19 protein-coding genes are annotated in these 23,594 nt (G+C 32.9%); 10 read left to right on the top strand and 9 right to left on the bottom strand.

What is annotated here, in order from left to right; translation table 11 throughout:
- Window positions 1-71: 71 nt before the first annotated feature.
- The 4 genes from ATO12_RS00980 (at window position 72) to ATO12_RS00965 (ending at window position 7,858) form a co-directional block, all read left to right on the top strand.
- On the top strand, window positions 72-2,690 hold the full coding sequence (locus ATO12_RS00980) for a TonB-dependent receptor (RefSeq protein WP_034237834.1): 2,619 nt from the start codon (window positions 72-74) through the stop codon (window positions 2,688-2,690).
- Window positions 2,691-3,082: 392 nt separating this feature from the next.
- Entirely contained in the window at window positions 3,083-6,052 is a 2,970-nt protein-coding gene (locus tag ATO12_RS00975; RefSeq protein WP_051575512.1) for a TonB-dependent receptor, read from the top strand.
- A gap of 261 nt (window positions 6,053-6,313) precedes the next feature.
- The gene (locus tag ATO12_RS00970) at window positions 6,314-7,552 is read left to right on the top strand and encodes a mechanosensitive ion channel family protein (protein WP_034237833.1); all 1,239 of its coding nucleotides are present in this window, start codon (window positions 6,314-6,316) and stop codon (window positions 7,550-7,552) included.
- 18 nt (window positions 7,553-7,570) lie between these two features.
- Window positions 7,571-7,858, top strand: a complete 288-nt coding sequence (locus tag ATO12_RS00965) for a DUF3817 domain-containing protein (RefSeq protein ID WP_034237832.1) — start codon at window positions 7,571-7,573, stop codon at window positions 7,856-7,858.
- A 52-nt stretch (window positions 7,859-7,910) separates the two neighbouring features.
- On the opposite strand, the gene ATO12_RS00960 is transcribed toward ATO12_RS00965, so the two are convergent.
- Window positions 7,911-9,956 carry an HD family phosphohydrolase gene (locus ATO12_RS00960; protein WP_034237831.1) on the bottom strand — a complete coding sequence of 682 codons (2,046 nt, stop codon included), beginning with the start codon at window positions 9,954-9,956 and terminating at the stop codon, window positions 7,911-7,913.
- A 212-nt stretch (window positions 9,957-10,168) separates the two neighbouring features.
- Window positions 10,169-12,034 carry a hypothetical protein gene (locus ATO12_RS24515; RefSeq protein ID WP_165583304.1) on the bottom strand — a complete coding sequence of 622 codons (1,866 nt, stop codon included), beginning with the start codon at window positions 12,032-12,034 and terminating at the stop codon, window positions 10,169-10,171.
- Between the two features lie 237 nt (window positions 12,035-12,271).
- On the opposite strand from ATO12_RS24515, the gene ATO12_RS00950 reads away from it, so the two are divergent.
- The 6 genes from ATO12_RS00950 to ATO12_RS00925 all read left to right on the top strand — a co-directional run bounded on the left by ATO12_RS00950 (window position 12,272) and on the right by ATO12_RS00925 (window position 17,878).
- Window positions 12,272-13,450: an acetyl-CoA C-acyltransferase gene (locus ATO12_RS00950; protein ID WP_034237830.1), complete on the top strand. Its 1,179-nt coding sequence runs from the start codon at window positions 12,272-12,274 to the stop codon at window positions 13,448-13,450.
- 120 nt (window positions 13,451-13,570) lie between these two features.
- On the top strand, window positions 13,571-14,320 hold the full coding sequence (locus tag ATO12_RS00945) for a C40 family peptidase (protein WP_034237828.1): 750 nt from the start codon (window positions 13,571-13,573) through the stop codon (window positions 14,318-14,320).
- A 164-nt stretch (window positions 14,321-14,484) separates the two neighbouring features.
- Window positions 14,485-15,012: a GNAT family N-acetyltransferase gene (locus ATO12_RS00940; RefSeq protein WP_034237827.1), complete on the top strand. Its 528-nt coding sequence runs from the start codon at window positions 14,485-14,487 to the stop codon at window positions 15,010-15,012.
- A 71-nt stretch (window positions 15,013-15,083) separates the two neighbouring features.
- On the top strand, window positions 15,084-15,665 hold the full coding sequence (locus tag ATO12_RS00935; RefSeq protein WP_034237825.1) for a TetR/AcrR family transcriptional regulator: 582 nt from the start codon (window positions 15,084-15,086) through the stop codon (window positions 15,663-15,665).
- A gap of 64 nt (window positions 15,666-15,729) precedes the next feature.
- On the top strand, window positions 15,730-16,479 hold the full coding sequence (locus ATO12_RS00930) for an SDR family NAD(P)-dependent oxidoreductase (RefSeq protein ID WP_034237824.1): 750 nt from the start codon (window positions 15,730-15,732) through the stop codon (window positions 16,477-16,479).
- Between the two features lie 646 nt (window positions 16,480-17,125).
- Window positions 17,126-17,878 (top strand): SDR family NAD(P)-dependent oxidoreductase, encoded by a 753-nt coding sequence (locus ATO12_RS00925; protein ID WP_034237823.1) that lies wholly within the window; start codon window positions 17,126-17,128, stop codon window positions 17,876-17,878.
- Between the two features lie 163 nt (window positions 17,879-18,041).
- On the opposite strand, the gene ATO12_RS00920 is transcribed toward ATO12_RS00925, so the two are convergent.
- From ATO12_RS00920 to ATO12_RS00890, 7 genes are all read right to left on the bottom strand, one after another.
- The gene (locus tag ATO12_RS00920; RefSeq protein WP_034237822.1) at window positions 18,042-18,497 is read right to left on the bottom strand and encodes a hypothetical protein; all 456 of its coding nucleotides are present in this window, start codon (window positions 18,495-18,497) and stop codon (window positions 18,042-18,044) included.
- A 6-nt stretch (window positions 18,498-18,503) separates the two neighbouring features.
- Window positions 18,504-19,181 carry a DUF2461 domain-containing protein gene (locus ATO12_RS00915; RefSeq protein ID WP_034237821.1) on the bottom strand — a complete coding sequence of 226 codons (678 nt, stop codon included), beginning with the start codon at window positions 19,179-19,181 and terminating at the stop codon, window positions 18,504-18,506.
- Window positions 19,182-19,335: 154 nt separating this feature from the next.
- Window positions 19,336-19,755 (bottom strand): CBS domain-containing protein, encoded by a 420-nt coding sequence (locus tag ATO12_RS00910; RefSeq protein WP_034237820.1) that lies wholly within the window; start codon window positions 19,753-19,755, stop codon window positions 19,336-19,338.
- A 154-nt stretch (window positions 19,756-19,909) separates the two neighbouring features.
- The gene (locus tag ATO12_RS00905) at window positions 19,910-20,143 is read right to left on the bottom strand and encodes a cytochrome C oxidase subunit IV family protein (protein WP_034237819.1); all 234 of its coding nucleotides are present in this window, start codon (window positions 20,141-20,143) and stop codon (window positions 19,910-19,912) included.
- 55 nt (window positions 20,144-20,198) lie between these two features.
- On the bottom strand, window positions 20,199-20,774 hold the full coding sequence (locus tag ATO12_RS00900; RefSeq protein WP_034237818.1) for a cytochrome c oxidase subunit 3: 576 nt from the start codon (window positions 20,772-20,774) through the stop codon (window positions 20,199-20,201).
- A 66-nt stretch (window positions 20,775-20,840) separates the two neighbouring features.
- Complete coding sequence (locus tag ATO12_RS00895) at window positions 20,841-21,815, bottom strand: DUF438 domain-containing protein (RefSeq protein ID WP_034237817.1); 975 nt, start codon at window positions 21,813-21,815, stop codon at window positions 20,841-20,843.
- Complete coding sequence (locus ATO12_RS00890; protein ID WP_034237815.1) at window positions 21,816-23,585, bottom strand: nitric oxide reductase activation protein NorD; 1,770 nt, start codon at window positions 23,583-23,585, stop codon at window positions 21,816-21,818.
- Between the last annotated feature and the right edge of the window lie 9 nt (window positions 23,586-23,594).

Raw genomic sequence — 23,594 nt, 5'->3', positions numbered from 1 at the left:
TGAGAGTTTATGCTAAATACCAACCTTTTAGATATATTTAAGGACACAATCACCTTAAATAAACATTTTTTATGAAAAAAATCACACTCATTTTATTTTGCTTATTCACCAGTTGGTGCTTTAGTCAACAAGTAATAACAGGTACAGTTACTGACTCTTCAGGATCTCCGTTACCTTATGTAAATATTATAGAAAAAGGATCTGCAAAAGGTACTACAACAGATAATCAAGGAAACTACTCAATTGCTGTAGACCCAAATGCTATTCTTGTATTTAGCTTTATTGGTTTTGAGACACAAGAAATAGAAGTAGGAACACAAGAAAAAATAGATGTCACCCTCCTCGAAGGAGAATCACTAAGTACTATTATTGTGGTTGGATCCAGAAGCCCAAAGAGAACAGCAACCGATACTCCTGTTGCCATTGATATTATTGATATGCAGGATATTATCACCAAAAGTGGTAAAATAGAAATTAATGAACTCCTGCAATATACCGCTCCTTCTTTTAATGCAAATAAGCAATCGGGATCAGATGGAGCAGATCATATAGATCCAGCAACATTACGTGGTCTTGGGCCAGATCAAACTTTGGTTTTAATAAACGGAAAAAGAAGACATTCTTCTTCTTTAATTAATGTTTTTGGAACCCGTGGAAGGGGAAATTCTGGAACCGATCTTAATGCCATTCCCGCATCTGCTATTAAAAGAATTGAAGTTTTAAGAGATGGTGCTGCAGCGCAATATGGTTCTGATGCTATCGCAGGTGTTATTAATATTGTTCTAAAAGATAATGTTAATAAATTAACCGGAAGTATTAGTTATGGTGCTTATAATGCAAATGCCAAAGGAGATTTTCCTGCCGGAACTCCTAATACCGACGGAAATCGATTGGATACCGAAAATGATGGAAACATCATTGCTGATGATAGAAACTTTGATGGAGGATCTGTAAAAATAACTGCCAATTATGGGGTAGAGATCGGAGAAGGCGGTTATGCTAACTTTACTACAGAATACCTTAGTAAAAACAAAACATTACGACCTGGTTTTGATTTCAGAAGAGGTTTTGGTGAAGCTGCAATAGATGGTTTTAATTTCTTTGCTAATGCTGCAATCCCAATATCTGAAAAAACTGAAATCTACGCTTTTGGAGGAAGAAATTATCGTGATACAGACGCTTTTGCTTTTACACGTAACGACGGAGAGCGTGTGGTACCTTCAATCTATTCGAATGGTTTTACACCAAGAATAACATCGAATATCATTGATAATTCTGTTTCTGCCGGCGTTAGAACCGAAACTAAAGGCGGTTGGAAAATTGATATTAATAATACCTGGGGTAAAAATAACTTTCATTATTTCATCAAAGGAACTTTAAACGCCTCTTTGCAAGGTTCTTCACCAACAGATTTTGATGCTGGTGGACATAGTTTAAGCCAAAATACAACTAGTCTTGATCTTTCTAAATATTATCCAAACATCCTTAAAGGATTAAACATTGCTTTTGGTACAGAATACAGAACCGAGAATTTTGAAATTTTTGCTGGTGAAGAAGGGTCTTATGCAACATATGATGTAAATGGTCTACCCATTACAGATCCCGCAAATCAAATACAGCCTACAGATCCTCTTTCTGGAGAATTGAGACCAGGTGGATCACAGGGATTCCCTGGATATAGCCCTGCAAACGAAGTAGATCGCTCAAGATCTAACCTCTCTATATATGCAGATGCAGAATTAGATATTTCTGATAGTTTTTTATTAGGAGTTGCCGGAAGATTTGAAGAATATAGTGATTTTGGAAGTACTACTAATGGTAAGTTAGCTTTTAGAATTAAAGCTACAGAAGGTGTTAATATTCGCGGATCTGTAAGTACCGGTTTTAGAGCTCCTTCTCTAGCCCAGATATACTACAACCTTAGATTTACTGATTTCCAGGGTGGTGTTGCAACAGAAACTTTATTATCTGCCAACAATAGCCCTGTAACAGCTTCTTTTGGAATTGATCAACTCGATGAAGAAACAGCACTAAATGGAGCCTTAGGAGCCACAGCAACTTTTGGAGGATTTACTGCTACCGTAGATGGGTATTATATAAATGTTAAAGATAGAATTGTATTAACAGGAACATTTGCCGCCCCTCAAATACCAAACGTAGCAGAAGCGCAGTTCTTTGCTAATGGTGTAGATACAGAAACTATTGGTTTAGATTTAATATTATCCTGGAAAGGAAACTTCGATTTTGGTAACATCTCGGCAACACTAGCTGGAAATATTAATAATATGACTATTGAAGAGGTAAATACTGATTTACCAGAAGAGATCTTTTTTGGAAGAAGAGAAAAAGCATTCTTATTAGCTTCTGCTCCAGAAAGTAAGTTTTCATTTAATGCTAATTACAGTAAAAATAAGTTTAATGCAGGACTTGGCTTAACACATTTTAGTGAGATTGTTCTTATCGATTTTGCAGACACAGAAGATGTCTATGGTGCTAAAATTACTGCTGACCTAAATGTGGGATATAAGTTAACAGAAAATCTAAAATTTACTATAGGAGGAAACAATATCTTTAATGAGTATCCTGATCAACAAAACGATGGAGAAACTGAAGCTGGTGGGTACTGGGATGCTGTTCAAATGGGATTTGGTGGAGCTTATTACTATGCTAGATTAGATTTTAACTTCTAAAAAACACCTAATATTATATATTAAAAGACCGCTTTAAGCGGTCTTTTTACTTTTGCCCTCATACTTATTTTTTTTTCATATCAAAAACTTTCTTAATACAACATAATCATATTTCTTAATAATAATTTGTAATGTCTTATATCACCCCATCACTTTTATACCTAAAACACCGCAGCAAAACGTGGTTAATCCTCTACTAGAACAACTTCTATCACTATATATTTCAAGTACAAATTCCTGAGGTTTTCAAAGTAAAAAAAACATATTTTTTTATGATTTTTTCACATATATTTTGAAAAATTCATAAAACTTTATGTTAAATACTATCATTTTTAAATATATTTAGCCGACAATCATTTTAAACCAACATTCATTTAAACACAAATTATTACATGAAAAAACTCGCATTTATTTTAATCGTACTATCCACAAGTCTGTGCTTTTCGCAACAGACAGTAACTGGAGTCGTCTCTGATGCAGATGGTTCCCCGTTACCTGGAGTAAACATTATTGAAAAAGGAACCAGTAATGGTTCTACAACCGATTTTGATGGTAAATACAGCATCGAAGTTAATCCCGAAGCTGTTCTCGTTTTTAGTTATGTAGGCTTTAATTCTAAAGAAGTGCCTGTAAATTCCCAAACGACAATCAATATCTCACTAAGTAGTGGAGCAGAACTAGAAGAGATTATCTTAGTAGGATCCAGAGCTCTACCAAGAAGTAATACCACTTCTTCACTTCCTGTCGACGTATTACCAGCAAAAGAATTAACCTCTACTGGTCAAATTACATTCGATAAAGCGTTACAATATAAAATACCATCATTTAATACCGTTCAAACACCAGTAAATGATGCTACTTCATTGTTAGATCCTTACGAGATTAGAAATATGGGGCCTAGTAGGACCTTAATTCTTATTAATGGAAAACGTAAAAACTTAAGTGCTTTACTATATACTCAAACCTCTCCGGGAAGAGGTGAAACTGGCTCAGATATTTCTGCAATACCAACAGATGCAATAAAACGAGTAGAAATATTAAGAGATGGTGCATCTGCACAATATGGTTCTGATGCTATCGCGGGTGTGATGAATATTATTCTAAAAGACAGCCCCGAAGAAGGTTCGGTGACTATTAGATCAGGAATTACATCTGAAGGCGATGGAGAAACGATCGGAATTAGCTTAAATAATGGTAGTTCTATAGGAGAAGATAAAGGTTTTTTTAACTATACTGTAGATTTCTCTAAGGTAAGCCTGGCTAACAGACCAGGAACTGTAGATGCACAAGGAGAATTTGATGATTTTGTGTTCACAGATCCTGATAGCTACAGCAGTTATTTAGATGCAGGAGGGCAAGCTTTAGACGGGGGAGCTATCCTAACAGGTCTTACTGCAGAGCAAGCTCAGCAAGAATTCATAGATAACTATGTAGGTACTCCTAATCATACTACCAGGCTAGCAGAAATAAATGCTGCTAATACACAAGGGAGAGCAGATGTTGATCAGTTTTTAGCTCTTAAGCCAGATGCCGGAAATATTAATGGGTCACCAGAAACATCTGCAGCAAAATTTTTGGTAAATGGTGGATATGATATCAGTAAAAATACACAGATCTATTTGAATGCCGCCTATGTGTATAAAAAAGTAAATAGTTTTGCTAACTATAGAACTCCATATTGGAGAACATTAACAGACTTTCCCTATCTGGCAGATTTTTTCCCTGATGGCCCAAATGGTCAATATGTAGGGTATGTACCTACTTTTGAAGGAGATCTTAACGATTACAATGCTACTATTGGTTTTAAAACTAAAAGAAATGGTTGGAATTATGATCTAAGTTATACTACTGGTGGTAACACACAAACCTACAAAGTAAATAACTCACACAATCGTAATACAGTATATTCTCCATCTACATGGATTGATTCAAACGACAATGGTACTGTAGATCCTGGTGAACTCACACAAGGTTCTGAATTGTATAGAGAAAATAGTCCTATATCATTTGACCCCGGAGGAACTGGGTTCAGGCATAGCGTAGGGAATATTGATATTGCAAAATTGATTACCGATAAAATTAGTGTTGGTTTTGGAGCAGAATTTAGAACAGAAACTTTTGAAATTATTGAAGGAGATCTTGCCTCGTATGATGGTGGTGGTGCCGATTCTTTTGCAGGAAATAGCCCCGAAAACTCAGGAACTTTTAACCGTTATAATTTTGGTGGATATTTGGATGTAGCATATGATATTACCGAAGATTTTTTGGTTAATGGTACTGTTAGATTAGAAGATTATAGTGATTTTGGTGACGCTTTTGTATGGAAATTGAGTTCACGTTACAAATTTTTAGAAGACAAATTAACAGTAAGAGCCTCTATCTCTACAGGTTTTAGAGCACCAACACTTCATCAAATTTATACTCAAAAAGCGCAGTACAGTTTTGTTCCAGGAGCGGGAATTCAAGTTGGTGGACTAATAAATAATGTTTCACCTCAAGCAAAATTATTAGATATTCCACAATTAGATGCAGAAGAATCTACAAATATAACTGTGGGTATTGGAGCTAAGATTAACAACAATATAAACTTCACTATTGATTATTACAATATTCAGGTTGAAGATAGAATTGTCCTAAGTACAGAAATTGGAAAAACTGCTACCGATGCCGTTGGTAATAGTATTGGTAATACCAACCTTGATCAATTACTAAATAATAATAATCTAAATGATCTCAGCTTTTTTGTTAATGCATTAGACACAAGAACTTCTGGTATAGATGTCGTTGCAAATTATAAAAACATAGGTCTTGCCGGTGGTTCTCTTGGATTTAGTTTATCTGGAAATTATACAATAGAAAACGAAAGAGATGGAGATGTTAAGAACCCGGCAATTGTTGCAAATGCTGGACAATCTGTCGTTAACCTAACTCAGGAAGCTTTATTCTTTACCTCTAGGCCAAAGACCAAATGGATTTTGGGAACCAGTTACAATATCGGTAAATTTGGTTTTAACTTAAATAATACATATTTCGGAAAAACAGAATTTAGACAACAAGGTTTAGGTCCTAATCTAAAAACTGAGTTTATTCCAAAAATCGTTACGGATTTAGGTATTGATTTTAATGCTACAGATAAATTTACTGTATCTGTAAACGTTAACAATCTATTAAACGTTTTACCAGAATGGGAGTTTAAATCTCTTAACGCTGCCGGTGATGCACTTCTGAATGATCCAGCAGAATTAAAAACCCGTTCTAATTTAATCACCTTTAACCAAAGGTATTCTCAAATGACATATAATGGTTTCCATTTTAGTCAATTAGGTACTATGTTTAATGTATCACTAAACTATAAATTATAGTACTATTTTATAGTTAATTATAGTAGAATGATTGTTTAAGTAACATCTAAAAAAACAACCATTCTGTCATATTAAGCAGAGTCGAAATATACCTAGAGTAAAAGATGATTGTCTTTCGGCTCTGCTTTACATTATAGAAAAATAAACTTTTCTGAACTTCTTACTTCCTCTATATTTTTAAAAAAAGTTAAATCTTTCATTTTATATATTGTATCAAAAGCTAGAATCCTATTTTTGCATGAATTTTAGTACCAGATATTCATGAAAGATTTAACCCGTTACTTCTACAACCTTTTGATTTCAAAAGGTATTTCAGAACATACAGCAGAATACTTAAACCTTCTTATCGGGATATGCATCCTGGCAGTTGTTCTTTTTGTATTAGATTTTGTAATGAAAAAAGTTATTGTAGCGATCTTTAAAAGCTATGCTTCAAAATCTAAAAATACCTTCGATGATCATTTGGTAAAAAATAAAACCTTTGATTACCTGGCACATATAGTACCATTGTCTCTAACCATATGGATTGTTCCTATGCTGTTTATTGCTTTTCCTACAGCAGAAAAATATCTTGAAATCCTGTTTAACATTATGGTTATTGTATTAACCATATGGATTTTAAGAAGCATCCTTAGAACGTTTAGAGATTTTTTAAAATCTTTAGATTCCTTTAAAGATAAACCTATTGATAGTTATGTACAGGTATTTATGATATTTGTATGGTTTATAGGAGCTATTCTGGTATTCTCGTCGATGACAGGAAAATCAATATGGACATTCTTAACAGCACTTGGTGCGATGTCTGCCGTAATTCTCCTTATTTTTAAAGATATCATCCTTGGATTTGTTGCCAGTATACAAGTAGCAGTAAATGATACGGTGAGAATTGGAGATTGGATCACTATGCAAAAATATGGAGCCGATGGAGATGTGATCGAGATTAACCTATCTTCGGTAAAGGTTCAAAATTTTGATAAAACGATTTCGACAATACCAACGTATTATCTTACATCGCAATCATTTAAGAACTGGCGAGGTATGATGAACTCTGGTGGAAGAAGAATTAAAAGAGCATTGTTAATCAAAACATCGAGCATTTCATTTTTATCTGAAGATGATATCAATAAATTAAAAAAAATTGAACTTATTGAAGGTTACCTCACTACTGTTCAACAAGAAATAGACTCTTATAATCAAGAATCTAAGGTTGATAAAAGCGTATTGATGAATGGAAGAAACCTGACTAATATGGGTGTTTTTAGAATGTATGTAGAGTTATATCTAGAAAACCACCCGTTTATCAATAAGGAAATGACAATTATGAGTCGTCAATTACCACCTTCTGCACAAGGAACACCTCTAGAAATATATGCCTTTAGTAATAATAAAGTTTGGAAAAACTATGAACAGATAATGGCAGACATTTTTGATCATTTATTATCTGCCATACCCTATTTTAACCTGGAGGTATTCGAACTAAATTATACTTCTGAAAAATAACATAACACCAATAATTTTATGATTTCAAGTTTTAGATTAATCAGCTATCTTGAAGGTATTTCATACCTGCTTATTCTATTTGTAACCATGCCTTTAAAATATATGTTTGAATCTCCAGAGCCTAATAAAATAATAGGAATGGCTCATGGATTTCTTTTTCTAATTTATATTGTATTTGCATTTCTTGTGAAACCAGAAAAACAATGGAACACCAAAACACTTATGATTGTTTTAGTTTGTTCTATTATCCCTTTCGGAACTTTTTGGATGGATCGAAAATATCTTGGTAAAACGGTAAAAGCATAGAATCTACGTAACAGATATTCTTGTCATTGGCAAAGTCTTACGTATATCGATATTATTCTGGATATTCTATTCTAAGATGATAAATATTGGTTAGTTTACGTTTAAAGACTTTTTTGATCTGTTGGATTTCTTTAAAGGTAATATTGGCATTCAGAAACTGATTATCTTCCATTTGTTTGCTCACTATTTTTTCTACAAAAGAGTCGATCAAACTACTTGTAGGATTTTTAAGGCTTTTTGAAGCAGCCTCTACACTATCACTCATCATCAAAATAGCAGTTTCTTTAGAAAATGGTTTCGGGCCAGGGTACCTAAAATCCTCAATATTCACATTTTCATTAGTTTCTTTTTCTTTGGTATAAAAATAGTAAACGGTACTAGTACCATGATGCGTTCTAATGAAATCAATAACACGATCGGGTAAGTTATTTTTTTTAGCAATCTCTATTCCTCGTATCACATGGTTAATAATAATTCTGGCACTTTCTTTTGGAGATAATACATCATGTGCATTACCAGAGGCAGATTGATTTTCGGTAAAATATGTAGGGTTTGCCATTTTACCAATATCATGATATAATGCTCCTACTCTTACTAACATAGCGTTAGCTCCTATTTCATTAGCAGCAGCTTCTGCAATATTAGCCACATTAAGTGAATGGTGAAATGTTCCTGGTGCTTTATTAGACAATTCCTTAAGTAAAACCGAATTTGTATCACTAAGCTCTAATAATGAAACATCAGAAATCAATCCAAAAACCTTTTCATAAGCATAAATTAATGGATGCACTATAAGAGTTGCAAATCCACTTATTACAAACAACCCAACTGTAATCCAATCGATATTGCTTATACTTCCTTCATGAATAATATGAAATGCAATATACGCCAGGATATAAATTAATGTGATCTGACCTACAGAAATAAACAAATTAGCTCTCTTAAAAGATTCTGAAATTGTTAATATCGTTACGATTCCTGCAATAATCTGCAAAAAGGTATACTCATAACTATTAGGGACAACAAACCCCAATATAAGTACTGTAATTACATGAGTAAATAATCCTAATCTCGAATCGAAAAATGCTTTAAGAACCAAAGGGAGAATACATAGAGGGACAACATAGATATATTCTGATCGATATTTAACCACCAAGGTAGTTATCAATACCAGAAAAAGAACATTAAAGAAAATAAAAGTTACCTGAGTATTGTTTTCATAAATATCTGCTCTATATTTTTTAATAAACAACAGAAGCATCATAAGTGCTAACGAAACTAATAAACAATACCCCAATACGATCCAATAAAAATTTTTATCACTCCATACCTGGGATTCATATTCTGCTTTTAACGAATTTAATATTTGTAATTTATCTCCTTCTACTACCTCTCCTTTGGCTATAATCCTACTGCCTCTGGATACTCCCCCTCTAGTAGTTAGAACCTTCTCTAATTCAATTTCTAAAGTACTCTCTGTTAGCCTTTTGTTTAGTCTAACATTTGGTTTTATCAGATCATAAAACAAGGCGACGTAATCGCTTTTAAACTTGGTATATTCACTTTTATCAATACGGGAATTAATGGTTTTGGTTAAGACATCAGAGGTTAGAATTTGACCATAAGTTATTGCTTCTGCTGTATTTCCTTTATTTAAAAAAATTTGTCTATCATTATCATAAGAATATTTTTCTTGCAAAACTCCATATCTATATATATCATTTAGCAATATCCTACCAAAAAGTTTTGCCTGATCCCTGCTACTACTTTGGTCAAGCGCTTTTAAATAGTTAGAAAATGCAATATCATAAGATTCTTTGGCAGAATTAGCAATTATAGTGTCGTATTCAAAATAGGGAATTACATTATCCTTAATTCGTTTTTTCTCTTCTTCAATTTCTGCTTCGGTTTTTGCAATTGCAAAATCAAAAGGAGCATATAAATTTTCATATTGCCAGGGTTTACCTTTTGTAAATTCATATTTAAATATCCCTCCTTTCGGAAATAAGTATACAATTAGTGCTGTGGTACATATAAAAAGAAAAATCCTATATATAGAGGATTGTTTTTTATATAATTTGTTCAAAAAACTTTTCATATTTTAGAAATTACCCAAAAATACTAAAAGAACTTATCTTGAGTAATTCTTTTTCTTTCAAAATTTATCTTCTTCAATGATATCTATATGAAATGGTTAAAACGAGTTCTTTAATGTGATTATAATTATAACCCAAAAAGATATAAGATATAAAACAAAAAACGATGATCCCGGATCATCGTTTTTTGTTTTATATGATTTTTACATTATACTTATAAAGAACAATTACTAGAATATACCGCTGTATCATCTTTAGACCAATTATAGTTTGCAGTAGGATCATCAACCTCTACACATGTAAGAGAAGGGTTATTGTGAAAACTAGCTGTTAAATTCGCATTGTTACCATTCTTCAAATTTAGAGAGGATAGCTTGGCACCATTACAGGCTAGATTAGTCAATGCAACATTATTACTTAGATCTAAAGTATTTATAGTACATGCCAGAAAATCCAGGTGGGTTAGCGCTGTATTATGACTTAAATCCAGAGTTGTCATATTACTAAAAAGAAAAGCTAGTCTAGTTAGTTCGGTATTATTGCTCAAATCTATAGAGGTTAAGTCGGTATATCCAATAAATAAAGTGGACAATTTTGCATTTTTACTTATATCTAAAGTAGTTAACGGACTATTTTCATCGCCATAACCTAACGTCTCTAATACTGTGTTTTTACTTATATCCAAATCTATTAATGGATTTTGAGAAGTATTCAAAAAATTTAGTTTTACGTTTTTACTCACATCAACAGAGGTTAAATCATTATCATTACAATTTAGTTTAGTCAATTCAATGTTTTTGCTTACATCTAAGGTAGTTATGTCGTTACTACTACAATCCAGTTCGGTCAATGCTATATTTTTGCTTAAATCTAGAATAGTCAAATTATTATTTGAGCTACAATTTAGTGTAGTCAATGCTGTAAAATATTCAATTCCAGAAAGGTCAGTAATACTTTTTCTTCCTACATCCATTTTTGTAACAACTTTTGCTTCTTCTAGTGTTATTACACCATCTGTATTAGTATCGATTATAGGGTTGGTATGTTTTAATAAAGCCTTTTTAAAATTGAGGTCAGCAAAATTAATATCCCCCACAATATCATTTAGTTTCACTGTTATAGTTACTTCTTTGCTTGTTTCTCCATTTGTTACCAATACTATAGCAGTAAGTTCTGTTCTTTTTTCATAATCAAATAAACTAACGTCTTTTATCTCTATATAAAAACCATTTTCTCCTTCTTCCCCTTTTTCACTAGGGAATATCATAAATGCTCCTGCAGGATTCTCTTTTTTAATACTATAGGTTAGTTTACCTTGATCGGTGGTGACTTTTACAAATCCTAAACCTTGTCTTTGTTCAGTATTCTCATCTATAGTGGTTTCGAAATCCTTTGCTGTTATGGTTGCGTTCCCATTAATATTATTAAGGTGTACAGTTATTTTTGTTTCTTTACTTTCTTCTCCATTTTTAATCAACACTATAGCTGTAAGTTGATCTCGGGTTTCATAATCAAACAGGGTAACATCTTTTACTGTTAGTTTTCCTGTTTTATTATCAATAGCAAAAGCGCCTGTGGGTTCTTCAGTTTTGATAATATATGCTAATTCCCCTTCATCGGTAGTTGCTTCTATAGTACCCAACTCTTGCCCTTGATCAGGGTTCTCATCTATAGTGGTTTCAAAATCTTTTACCGTTATGGTAGGCTTATCAATATTGATCAAATCTACTGTTACCGTTACTTCTTTACTTTCTCCTCCTACCTTAATCAACACTATAGCTGTAAGTTTAGGATTCGTTTCATAATCAAACAGGGTAGCATCTTTTACAGTTAGTTTTCCTGTTTTACTATCAATAGCAAAAGCACCTGCAGGATCTTCTGATTTAATACTATAATCTAATGTTCCTAGATTGGTACTCGCCTCTATAACACCCAATTCTTGATCAACAACCGGATTCTCTTTTATAACTGTTTCAAAGTCTTTTACGGTAATTATAGTTGCTATAGTATCATCATCATTAGAACATGCTATAATTAGAATACTCATAAACAAAGCAAAAGTATATTTTAGATTTTCCATTACTTTTTTTACGCAAAAATATGCTCCAAAAAAGTTGTAACTCCCCCTGAAAACAGTGAAATCACTTATAGACCAGGTAACAATAGAATCTTTTTGTAATTCGAAATCATCACTCAATGTAGCATAAAAAATAAGTCAGTACCTCATTATAACTCTTGTTAGTAACTTCACTATGCATATCCTTCAAAAATCACTAAATTCGCAAAAAACAATACACACATTTTTAAAACATAAATAATGAGTAAAGAAGTAGTAATTGTATCTGCAGTACGTACACCAATAGGAAGTTTTATGGGAAGTTTATCTACTGTTCCGGCTACTCAATTGGGAGCCACTGCAATTAAAGGTGCATTAGATAAAATAAATTTAGATCCTTCATTAGTTCAGGAAGTATATATGGGTAATGCTGTTCAGGCCGGAAATGGGCAAGCTCCTGCCAGACAAGCTGCATTAGGAGCAGGTATTAACGATACTGTTCCTTGTACGACTGTAAATAAAGTATGTTCGAGTGGTATGAAAGCTGTTATGCATGCCGCACAAACCATTGCTTTAGGTGATGCAGATATTGTAGTTGCCGGAGGAATGGAAAACATGAGCTTAATACCTCACTATGTACGATTAAGAGCAGGACATAAATTTGGACCTCAGACGATGGATGATGGTATGCAAAAAGATGGATTAGTAGATGCTTATGATCATAATGCAATGGGAGTTTGTGCAGATCTTTGTGCTACAGAGCATAATTTTAGCAGAGAAGATCAGGATGCTTTTGCTATTCAATCTTACGAACGTTCTGCAAAAGCTTGGGCGGATGGTAAATTTGATAATGAAGTAGTGCCTGTAGCCGTACCACAACGTCGTGGAGAACCTATTATGATTACAGAAGACGAAGAGTATAAAAACGTAAAAATGGAAAAGATTCCTACTTTACGTCCTGCGTTTTCTAAAGAAGGAACAGTTACTGCTGCAAATGCTTCTACAATTAATGATGGTGCAGGAGCTGTTGTTGTTATGAGTGCCGAAAAAGCAAAAGAACTTGGATTAGAACCTCTTGTAAGAATAAAAAGTTATGCAGATGCTGCACAAGAACCAAAGTGGTTCACTACTGCTCCTGCAAAAGCATTACCAAAAGCAATAGAAAAAGCAGGAATCTCTCTTGATGATGTAGATTTCTTCGAGTTTAACGAAGCTTTCTCTGTTGTTGGGTTAGCAAATCAAAAAATTCTGGGACTTAATGACACCAATACCAATGTAAATGGTGGTGCGGTTTCATTAGGGCATCCATTAGGATGTTCTGGAGTACGAATATTAATTACCTTAATCAACGTATTAGAACAAAACAACGCCAAGATCGGTGCTGCGGCCATTTGTAATGGTGGTGGTGGTGCATCGGCTATGGTAATCGAAAGAGTGTAATTGTACATTAGAAAATCGAAGCTAAGGATCGAAAACTACTCCCTTAGCTTCTATTTTCTGAATTTCAAACTAATCATATAATAATCTGACGTTTATTCGTCTTTTTCCTATAAAAAATTCATGCAATACGGTATTTGTAATTTAAGTATTGTTCCGTTACGTTTTGAACCTCAAGACCCTAGCGAAATGGTTTCCCAAGTGTTATATGGTGACCATTTTAAAGTGCTGGAAAAACGTAAAAAATGGAGTAAAATTCGATTGGCTTTTGATCGTTATGAAGGTTGGATTGATAACAAACAATATGTAGAAATCACCGAAGAAGAATATACTAATTTCGATAATAAACCACTTTGCATGGTGGGAGATATGGTCGAATTTGTAAGCTGCGATGATAATCAATTAATGCTTATTCCTCTAGGCTCTTCTCTAAAAGCATTAGACTTTTTTAAACATCACTATGAAGGAGCCCGAATTACAGAAAAACAACCTAAAGAAAATATCGTAAATACCGCTTTTCTATTTCTTAATGCACCATACCTATGGGGAGGAAAAACAAATTTTGGTATTGATTGTAGTGGCTTTTCTCAAATGGTATATAAACTTAATGGATATAAATTATTACGAGATGCATCTCAACAAGCAACACAAGGAGATCCGCTAAGTTTTATAGAAGAAAGTGAACCCGGAGATCTGGCGTTTTTTGATAATGAGGAAGGTGCAATTACCCATGTAGGTATTATAATGAAAGACAATTACATCATTCATGCGCATGGTAAAGTGCGTGTAGACCGTATCGATCACACCGGGATTTATAATGCCGAGAAACGTACGCACACTCATAAATTAAGAGTAATCAAACGAATTATCTAGTTAAAAACCAAAATGATACATTGACTTTGGTTTTTATACTTATTAATTAATCATTTAAATCACAATTTTTATTTTCTCAGTTCCCAGAACTTGGTAGTTGTAAATATTGTGATGATTTTATATAAGTTTTTAAAAAATTAGTGTTCAATTAATTCAGTATCAAAATGGGATTACCAGAAGTTCTGATCAAACCAGTACAACCAGAAGATAACCATAAATTGTTAGACATCGGGCGTCAGACCTTTTATGATGCTTTTGGTCCCCCTCATAATACAGAAGAGAATATCAATGAGTACCTTAATGAAAACTTCACTTTGGATAACATTACACGAGAGTTACATAACCCAAACTCTAAGTTTTACTTTGCGTGGATAAATAATCAAATAGCTGGATATATTAAAATAAATTTTGGTAATGCACAGACAGAGCCTGTAGAAGGTAATACTCTGGAAATAGAACGAATATATGTCGTAAAGGAGCAACAAGGGAAAAAAATTGGGCAATTGCTATTTCAAAAAATCTTACAAATAGCAAAAGAAAAATCTATAGAGTTTATCTGGTTAGGGGTCTGGGAGAAAAATCCAGGAGCCATCAAGTTTTACAAAAGAAATGGCTTTAAAGTCTTTAATACCCACAAATTTATGTTAGGAACAGATCTTCAGACAGACATGATGATGAAGCTCATTTTATAAACTTTATGATTTTTATAACAGTGTACATTGCCAATTTTAATTATTTTTGAAACGATCATTTCATTTTAAATATGCCAAAAGTAGAAACATTTAACAGAAACACAGTTTTGCAAAAAGCTACCGAAGTATTCCACAAAAAAGGATACAATGGTACTTCTATGCAAGATTTGGTAGATGCTACTGATTTAAACCGATCGAGTATTTATAACTCGTTCGGAAGTAAATTAAATATGTTTCTTGAAGTTCTTTCGCATTATCAGTCCATATATGGAAACAGTTTTAGCCAAAAGTTAGCACAATCTTATAATGCAACCGAGGCCATTGAAGCAATTTTTGATTTATACATTCAAGAAATTATTAATGATAATGATCGTAAAGGTTGTTTGGTTATTAATTGTAAATCAGAAATGACAAACCAGGAGCCTTTGATTAAATCCTTTATGGAAAAAAATCAAGATCGAATGATTGCAATGCTTGAAGATATTGTGACCAAAGGACAAATGGAAAAGATATTTAACCAAAATCAAACAGCAAGTCAATATGCATTATACCTGTTCTCGTCTATACAAGGACTTAGAATGACAGGAATATTAAATAAAAATGAAAATGACTTAAGAAATCTTACTCGTACTGTACTCAAAGTATTGTACTAATTTTTTTTAATCTATTTTGAAACGATTGTTTCAAATAAACTAATAATACATATAAAATAATACCATGAAAAAGTTACAAAACAAAGTAGCCGTTATTACAGGCGCCAACAGCGGAATAGGATTAGCAACAGCAAAACTGTATTTACAGGAAGGAGCCAAAGTGGTGCTTTCGGGAAGACGCCAAGAAGCACTAGATGAAGCTGCAAAAGCACTTGAGGGTGATTTTATTACCATAAAAGCAGATGTAGCCAAAGCAGAAGATAACAAAAGATTAATTGAAGAAGCAACCACTAAATACGGAAAAATTGATGTGTTATTTCTAAATGCCGGCATTGCACCAGTAGCACCTGCACATGAAATAACAGAAGAGCATTACGACACTCTATTTAACACGAATGTAAAAGGACCAATATTAACAACTAAAGAAGCGTTACCTCATATCAATGACGGGGGAGCTATATTATTTACAAACTCTATCGTTTATCAAAAAGGGTTTGATGGATTAGGAGTCTATTCTGCCACCAAAGGGGCATTACGAGCTTACCAACGTGTTTTAACTTCTGAGGTAAAGTCTAGAGGTATTCGTGTTAATTCTATTGCACCAGGACCTATCGAAACACCTCTTTACGGTAAAATGGGATTACCAGAAGACGTTGTAGAAGAAATGGGTAAAGGTTTTGCTCAACAAGTACCATTAGGCCGTTTCGGAACTTCTGAAGAAGTCGCAAAATCAGCTTTATTTCTAGCCTCAGAAGATGCATCTTTTATTAATGGTGTCGATTTAGAAATTGATGGTGGGTTAAGTCAAATATAAAATACTTCTTTGTGAAAAAAGGCTGATTTATATCAATAATCAGCCTTTTTTCATCTTCCTCAATTCTATTATCATTCTTTTATAATATCACAACTCTATAAAACTCAAAATATCAAGTTTTGCATAACACATTGATTATTCGTATATTATCATCCGTAAATTAATTACACATATAAAAAAACATACTTTTTTGTGTAATTTCCAGGCAAATCCCCCTCTGGTATATACTTCTTAAAACCACTATACTATGGGAGAAAAAAATGATACTCACAAATGGCCCTGTCAGACAGAATTATATAACAACTTCTTCAAAAAAATGGTATCTGTTAGCCTAAATAAACTTAGCTATAATCCTCCATAAAGCAATACTATTTCAGAATAACAAGCCCCCCTCTAATATACCCCATTGGATGCATAGTTTATTCTTCAATTCCAACAATCGCTTAGCACATAAACACAATTCTATTAGTATACATCATGTATATCATTACAATGATGATTTCTACTACACATTCGGTAAAAATAATTTTAGTTCTACTTCCCCAGTAGAAATCTTATAAAGGAGTTATAGGATTGTCATATGTATCGTTTAGCATATTCGAAATAATTGCCTCAAGTAAAATTTATTAACAAAAAATCAATTAAGATGAAAAAACTGCACAACAAAGTAGCCGTTATTACAGGAGCAAATAGCGGAATCGGATTAGCAACAGCCAAATTGTATTTACAAGAAGGCGCCAAAGTGGTACTCTCGGGAAGGCGCCAGGAGGCATTGGATGAAGTTTCAGAAACACTTGTAGGGGATTTTATAACCGTTACTGCAGACGTAGCCAAACCAGAAGATAATAAAAGATTGATTAAAGAAGCTATACGTAAATATGGCAAAATTGATATTCTATTTCTTAATGCTGGCGTTGTTTTACGTCCTACTCCAACCCATGAAATCACAGAAGCGCATTATGAAGAGATTTTTAATATTAATGTAAAAGGACCAATATTAGCAATTAAAGAAGCATTACCACATATTAATGATGAAGGAACAATCCTTTTTAATAACTCTGTAGTAACACATCGAGCCTTTGATGGCCTAGCGATATATTCTGCCACCAAAGGTGCATTACGGGCTTACCAAAGAGTTTTAACTTCAGAGGTAAAGTCCAGAAGTATTCGTGTAAATTCTATTTCTCCAGGGCCTATTACAACTCCAATTTTTAGTAAAATGGGATTACCAAAAGATGTTTCAGAAGAAATGGGAAAAGGTTTTGCCAGCCAAGTACCTTTGGGTCGTTTTGGAACTCCAGAAGAAATAGCTAAATCTGCTTTATTCCTGGCATCTGATGATGCATCCTATATTAATGGAATAGAATTAGAAGTTGATGGAGGAATGACTCAGGTTTAATTCCCTTTATCTATATCCTATTCGCAACATAGGTTAAAAGTAACTACATCAAATCAAGATCAGTTTGTTGTTTACTAATCAATATATCTGTGAGGTTTTATTAATGCATCATTTTAAGTTCAAAAAACCTCACAGAATTTTCCAATATTAAGTAATATAATTTTTAAAACATCAAGCTCAAACGGTTCTGATCAGATAATTTCTCCCATTGAGTACATAGCTCATCAAAACTGGACTTGATTTTTTTAACATCGGATAATTTCATTTCTGGAGGCTGAATTGACATCGTATTTGTTTCCCAGGCAACCAAAGAAATAAATTCTTCTATTGTACTAGAGCCCGAACCCAATGCCTGAAGGTTTCTAGCCAAAACCTCAGCAAGCCAGGACTCTTTTCCTAAGGTTTTAATAATTTCTTTATTAGAAAGTTCTTCTATGGTCATTCCTGATTTTATCATTCCGTAAAATCCTTGTTTTAGACCAAAATAAGATTCTACAACAAAATGCGCCATATCGTGATTAGGAAGATCAGGACCTAAATCAGTACTGGTTGTGCTACCATCTTCTCTAACACAAGACAATACATTTCTTCTATTATTTTTGATAATATGTATTTCCATTATTCTCTAATCAATCAAAGAAACACCATTAAGGTCTGTAGTAAGCACATCGCTCATATAATCAAAAAATGGTCTTAGTAATTCATAATGGTATACTACTTTATCCAGAAAATCAGGTGCGAAAACTTCTGCATCTGTAAAGTTATGCGCAACAAAAAATGATTTATTTTTGATCAAATCAATACTAGGGTGATCTTTACTAAATCCTTTTGGAGCTGTTTTCACTTGGTTTGAAGGATCAAAACCATCAAATGCTTTCTTGAAATCTGCATTTGATAATATTTCGCGAATCTCTTGATCATCCATTTCGAATTCTTTTCTAATACGCAGTAAATCTGCTGGCTCTGGGCTAAAAAAACCTCCTGCCATAAGTGAATTACCCGGTTCTAATCGCAAATAATACCCTCCTCTCCTATGTGCTCCTGCTCTGCTAAAACTCGCACTACGATGTACATTATATGGTGTTTTATTTTTACTAAAACGAATGTCTCTATTAATTCTAAATACTTTAGTTTTTTCGATCTCGTCTTTCTCATTTAATCGTTCTGCAACAGATGCATAAAACGTTTTGAGTATTTTTTCATTACTCTGATACTGTTTCTTATTTTCTGTCATCCAATCTCGATGATTGTTTTCTTTGAGATCTTTTAAAAATTCAAATATTGTTTTTGGTATGGTACTCATAAAATATACTTTGATCTTAAAAATACTAAAATCTGTTTTCTCTATCGAAGTTTAACTAAAATTTATAGAATATGATAGATCAACCCTTACTTTATTTCAACAAAAAAGAGAAGCACATTGCTTCCCTTTTTTACGTTTTCTAAAAACCGGGTTATTAGAACTGATCTAATAAATAATTTATCAAATCTGTTGTGGTTACTATACCTACCAGTTTATCATTATCTACTACTGGTAATGCATGAAATTCTTTTTTTGACAATATTTCTGCAACTTCCTTGATTGTAGTACTAGAGTTTACACTTATCAGATTTTTTGCCATTACCTGTTCTATAGTAAACATTTCGTACACTACCGTATCAACATCTTGCTCGTCTATTTCTACGGCATCGGCAAAACTTATACGTAATAAATCTGTATAACTTAACATACCAATAATAGCATCGCCACTAACTACAGGAATATGACGAATATTGTTTTCTTTAAATAGCTTTTCCGCTGTTTCTAAACCATTAGTGTGATTTAGGGTAATTACATCGGAAGTCATAATTTTGGAAACAGGTGTTCTTTTTTTCATTCTATTAGGTTTAAATTCTATATTAAAGATAGGATCAAACTCACAAAAAAATTATGATAAATATCAGTTCATATATTCAAAATTTGTATCAATTTTTCAATACACTATTCATATCTATTATAGATCAATTTGCATTGATAAAACTGTAATACCATCAAATCATTAAAACAATGATAATCAAGGCTATTGCATAGCCAATTATAATAGATTTCCAAAAAGTATGTGCTTTTTTTAAATCCATAAAATAAAACGATACGCCAATAAATTTTAATGCAGACAACAGTAAAATGATAAAAGAAATATTTTTATTTATCGTACCTGATATTATTCCAGAAATAATGGTTAATAATAGTAAGAATATGTAACTTATAGTTATACTTTTTTTCATGGGGAAATCTTTTAAAATTAGTGTGCTTCACTTAAAACGGATATATGCTTTTTTATCAAAAAAATAAATAAATGATAGGAAAGATGAATAACCATATCAAATCACACATATGCCAAAATGAAGCACTTGCTTCTACATCTTCTATAGTTGTTTTCTTATTTCGTAGTCCAAAGTAAACCGAACCTAATATTACTAAACCAACAATAACATGTATCACATGAAATAAAGTGAGTAACCAATAAAACGTAAAAAACAAATTATGATTAATATCAAAGCCCAGGCTTATTTTTTCGTTATATTCGAAGGTTTTTACTAGTAAAAACAGCATTCCAAACAGCATGGTTACCAATAACAGTATTTTAGATTTTTGAGGGATATTAATTCTTAGATAATGAACCGAAATTGCCATACAAAAACCGCTGGTAAGTAAAAGAATAGTATTAATAATTCCGTAAATTGGATTTAACAGCATTCTCGATTGATGAAAAAGATCAGGTTCTTGTTTGCCACTATATACCATTGCTATTATCGCCATTCCAAAAGTTATTAATTCTAAAGAAATTATGATCCACATAAGGATTCCTCCTGGTGGGTAGTATATATTGCTATAGTTAATAGGTTCTTGTTTCATTTATCTTCATTAATCCTTTGTTATTTGTATACAATTCTATCTAACAATTGTACTTTTTTTGTGCTTTCAATCCCAATCTAATAATCGTTTTTCTCCCTTCAATTTTTGAATTTCAGTTACATCCTGAGACATTTCGATAACTCCTTTGTAGTTTTTGTGCTTATCTCTAATGGCAAAATATCGGATATGAATTATCTGTCCCCTATAATTAAACCAGAACTCTGCTACATCTTTTGTTCCTGCTCTAAATTCATCTACTATGCGTAGTACCATGTCTACACTTTTGGGAGGGTGACAAAAACGAACTTCTCTTCCTATAATTCCTTTGCTTCTGGGAAAAACACGATCTTCTCCCCGATTATAAAAAATAACTTTGTCGTTTTCATCTACATAAGTAATATCAACTGGTAAATAGCGAAGTAATAGATTTACCTGATTTGGGGTCATGTAGCCCTCATCATAATGAAAGGTATCTTCTAAAGAAAATGGTAAATCACGTTCGGTAAAATCTTCACTTGGGTGAATATATCCATTTTCTATTGCGGGATATGGCTTTGGTTTCTGTGGTAACATCCACCCCATTTCTTCGTCTCCTTCATAAAATTCTTTCCAGTCATCTTCACTAAGCATTTGCATTGCAATAGGAAACAATCGCATATCTTCAATGGTTAGAAGGCGTTTAATTCCTTCAATCAAATACGGAAGGTTTTCTATGATTTTAGTAGTATTTCTCTCTGTATTATATGTGTTTAGCAGCCTAATCTGGTCTCTTAAATTATCGTGAAAAGACCACATACCTCTGCTAGGGCCATTCCAACCATGTTTCTCTAAATACGGGAATAGCTGGTTCTCCTTTCGAGCAAATCGTTTTTCTATCGTTGTTAACTGGTTAAATATATTGAAGTATTGTTGAAAATCTGCTACCGCATCTGCTTCATATAATTCTGATAGTAATTTCTGGATGAGTTCACTTTCCTGATAATATACTTTTACCGGGTGTCCCTCGGGTAATTTTTCTACTTCTGGTAAAAAAGAGTTCATTTAATTTTGGTATTTTATTTTTTCATAAAGCTGTACTAATGATTGTAAGAGTTCTACCGGTGTTGTTAAAATCTGATAGTGGTTCTGTCCAAACATTTGTGGTAAGTAGTATTTTGCCTGTGCTTCTATAGCCAGTGCATACGAATTTATTTGTCTTTGGTTGAGTTCTCTAAGTGCCTGTTTCACATCGTTAATACCATATTTTCCTTCGTACTTATCATAATCATTAGGTTTTCCATCAGAAATAAGAATTACCCATTTATTTTTAGTAGCACGCTGATCCATTAACATTCCAGAATGTCTTAATGCAGCACCAATTCGAGTATATCCACAAGGTGATACCGCTCCTATTTTAAACTTGGATGTATTCCAATCCTCTTCAAATCCTTTTAGAGTGATATAAGTAGAATAGTTTCTGGTTTTAGAATAAAAACATTGTATAGAAAAATCGACTCCAAACTCATCAAGGATTTCTCCAAAAATTATAGATACCTGTTTTTCTACATCAATAACTTTATTTCCGGCAGCATATCCATCACTAGATAAACTAACATCTAACAATAATAAAATAGAAAGGTCTTTTTCTTTTTTTCGTTTAGACACATATACTTTATCTGATGGTGTATGCCCAGAATGTACATCGGTAAATAAATCTGTAATCATGTCTAAGTCGAATTCTTCACCTTGTACCTGCCTTCGTTGTTGTTGATACTTATTATTAACAGAGGTTAGCATTTTGCGAAGTCCCATTAAAGTCGAAGCATTTTCTTTTACTGTTTTTTTGTAATATTCAATATCGGTTTTGATTTGATTTTTGGGATAAACTTTACAAAAATCAGGTTTATAGCTTCGTTTAGAACAATCCCATTCATCATAAGACAAGTGGTATCCTTTGGTATTTGTTTCAATGCTTTCTGAAATTGTTGTATTTTCTATAAAATCAGCCTGGTAAACAGAATGTGTGGGATCATCAACTCTTACTGTATGTTTCATAGTAAGTTCTTCTAATGCATTGGCATGCTCCTCTAATTCATCGTCTCCATCAAAATTACGCCATCCTCCGTCATACTCCTCTGCTGTTTCTACTTTTTCAAAATTATGGGTAAGTACATAATCTTCCTGTGTCTTTTTGTCTACTTCTATATTTACGATTTCTTCTACTGCATTAGCCTTTAGCGTAGTTTTGATTTCATCGAGAATTGCTTCTTTTGCTTTCTCAGAAAAATTTTTTAGTTCATGTTTTGGTTTTAAAAATGGATCATTGCTCATCCATTTTCCGTAGATATAAGTAAAATCTGGTTGTTTTTCTTTTGGTGTTATTGATTCAAAACAGGTTTTTAGTTTTTGATATATCTCTAGTACAAAAGGAAATTGATCCTGTACTTTTATCAAAACCTTATCAGAAGTTTCTCTTGCTTTTTTTTGAGCCTCTTCTACAGCGTACTCATCTGCTGGAGTAAAATTAAATCCCAGTTTCTTTTGCATCGATAAATACACTGTTCTAAATACATAAAATGAAATATTTTCTTCTATCGTTAAAAATTCTGAAAAACGAGTGGGTAGAAAAAAATTGTTGTTTTTGTATCCGCCTTCTCTTTCTGCTTCAAAAATTTCTATTGCTTCCCCCGTTATTGCACGAGCCAGAATGGTTAATCTTGGTTTTATATCTTCTAGTTTTACTGCAAACTGATTTTTCTCCTGAGACTTTTTTTTTCGTCTTTTTAAAAAACTAACGATTTTGCTATATATGTATTCATCGGGCTCAAACATAAGATTCTG

The sequence above is a fragment of the Aquimarina atlantica genome (assembly GCF_000626715.1).
GTDB lineage: Bacteria > Bacteroidota > Bacteroidia > Flavobacteriales > Flavobacteriaceae > Aquimarina > Aquimarina atlantica.
Note: the sequence above shows the minus strand (reverse complement) of the source record. Positions and strands in the feature narration are given on the sequence as shown.

Excerpts from the sequence above, each read along its gene's own strand:
- ATO12_RS00980 (WP_034237834.1), top strand. The coding sequence starts at position 72 with ATGAAAAAAATCACACTCATTTTATTTTGCTTATTCACCAGTTGGTGC.
- ATO12_RS00975 (WP_051575512.1), top strand. The coding sequence starts at position 3,083 with ATGAAAAAACTCGCATTTATTTTAATCGTACTATCCACAAGTCTGTGC.
- ATO12_RS00970 (WP_034237833.1), top strand. The coding sequence starts at position 6,314 with ATGAAAGATTTAACCCGTTACTTCTACAACCTTTTGATTTCAAAAGGT.
- ATO12_RS00965 (WP_034237832.1), top strand. The coding sequence starts at position 7,571 with ATGATTTCAAGTTTTAGATTAATCAGCTATCTTGAAGGTATTTCATAC.
- ATO12_RS00960 (WP_034237831.1), bottom strand. The coding sequence starts at position 9,956 with ATGAAAAGTTTTTTGAACAAATTATATAAAAAACAATCCTCTATATAT.
- ATO12_RS24515 (WP_165583304.1), bottom strand. The coding sequence starts at position 12,034 with ATGGAAAATCTAAAATATACTTTTGCTTTGTTTATGAGTATTCTAATT.
- ATO12_RS00950 (WP_034237830.1), top strand. The coding sequence starts at position 12,272 with ATGAGTAAAGAAGTAGTAATTGTATCTGCAGTACGTACACCAATAGGA.
- ATO12_RS00945 (WP_034237828.1), top strand. The coding sequence starts at position 13,571 with ATGCAATACGGTATTTGTAATTTAAGTATTGTTCCGTTACGTTTTGAA.
- ATO12_RS00940 (WP_034237827.1), top strand. The coding sequence starts at position 14,485 with ATGGGATTACCAGAAGTTCTGATCAAACCAGTACAACCAGAAGATAAC.
- ATO12_RS00935 (WP_034237825.1), top strand. The coding sequence starts at position 15,084 with ATGCCAAAAGTAGAAACATTTAACAGAAACACAGTTTTGCAAAAAGCT.
- ATO12_RS00930 (WP_034237824.1), top strand. The coding sequence starts at position 15,730 with ATGAAAAAGTTACAAAACAAAGTAGCCGTTATTACAGGCGCCAACAGC.
- ATO12_RS00925 (WP_034237823.1), top strand. The coding sequence starts at position 17,126 with ATGAAAAAACTGCACAACAAAGTAGCCGTTATTACAGGAGCAAATAGC.
- ATO12_RS00920 (WP_034237822.1), bottom strand. The coding sequence starts at position 18,497 with ATGGAAATACATATTATCAAAAATAATAGAAGAAATGTATTGTCTTGT.
- ATO12_RS00915 (WP_034237821.1), bottom strand. The coding sequence starts at position 19,181 with ATGAGTACCATACCAAAAACAATATTTGAATTTTTAAAAGATCTCAAA.
- ATO12_RS00910 (WP_034237820.1), bottom strand. The coding sequence starts at position 19,755 with ATGAAAAAAAGAACACCTGTTTCCAAAATTATGACTTCCGATGTAATT.
- ATO12_RS00905 (WP_034237819.1), bottom strand. The coding sequence starts at position 20,143 with ATGAAAAAAAGTATAACTATAAGTTACATATTCTTACTATTATTAACC.
- ATO12_RS00900 (WP_034237818.1), bottom strand. The coding sequence starts at position 20,774 with ATGAAACAAGAACCTATTAACTATAGCAATATATACTACCCACCAGGA.
- ATO12_RS00895 (WP_034237817.1), bottom strand. The coding sequence starts at position 21,815 with ATGAACTCTTTTTTACCAGAAGTAGAAAAATTACCCGAGGGACACCCG.
- ATO12_RS00890 (WP_034237815.1), bottom strand. The coding sequence starts at position 23,585 with ATGTTTGAGCCCGATGAATACATATATAGCAAAATCGTTAGTTTTTTA.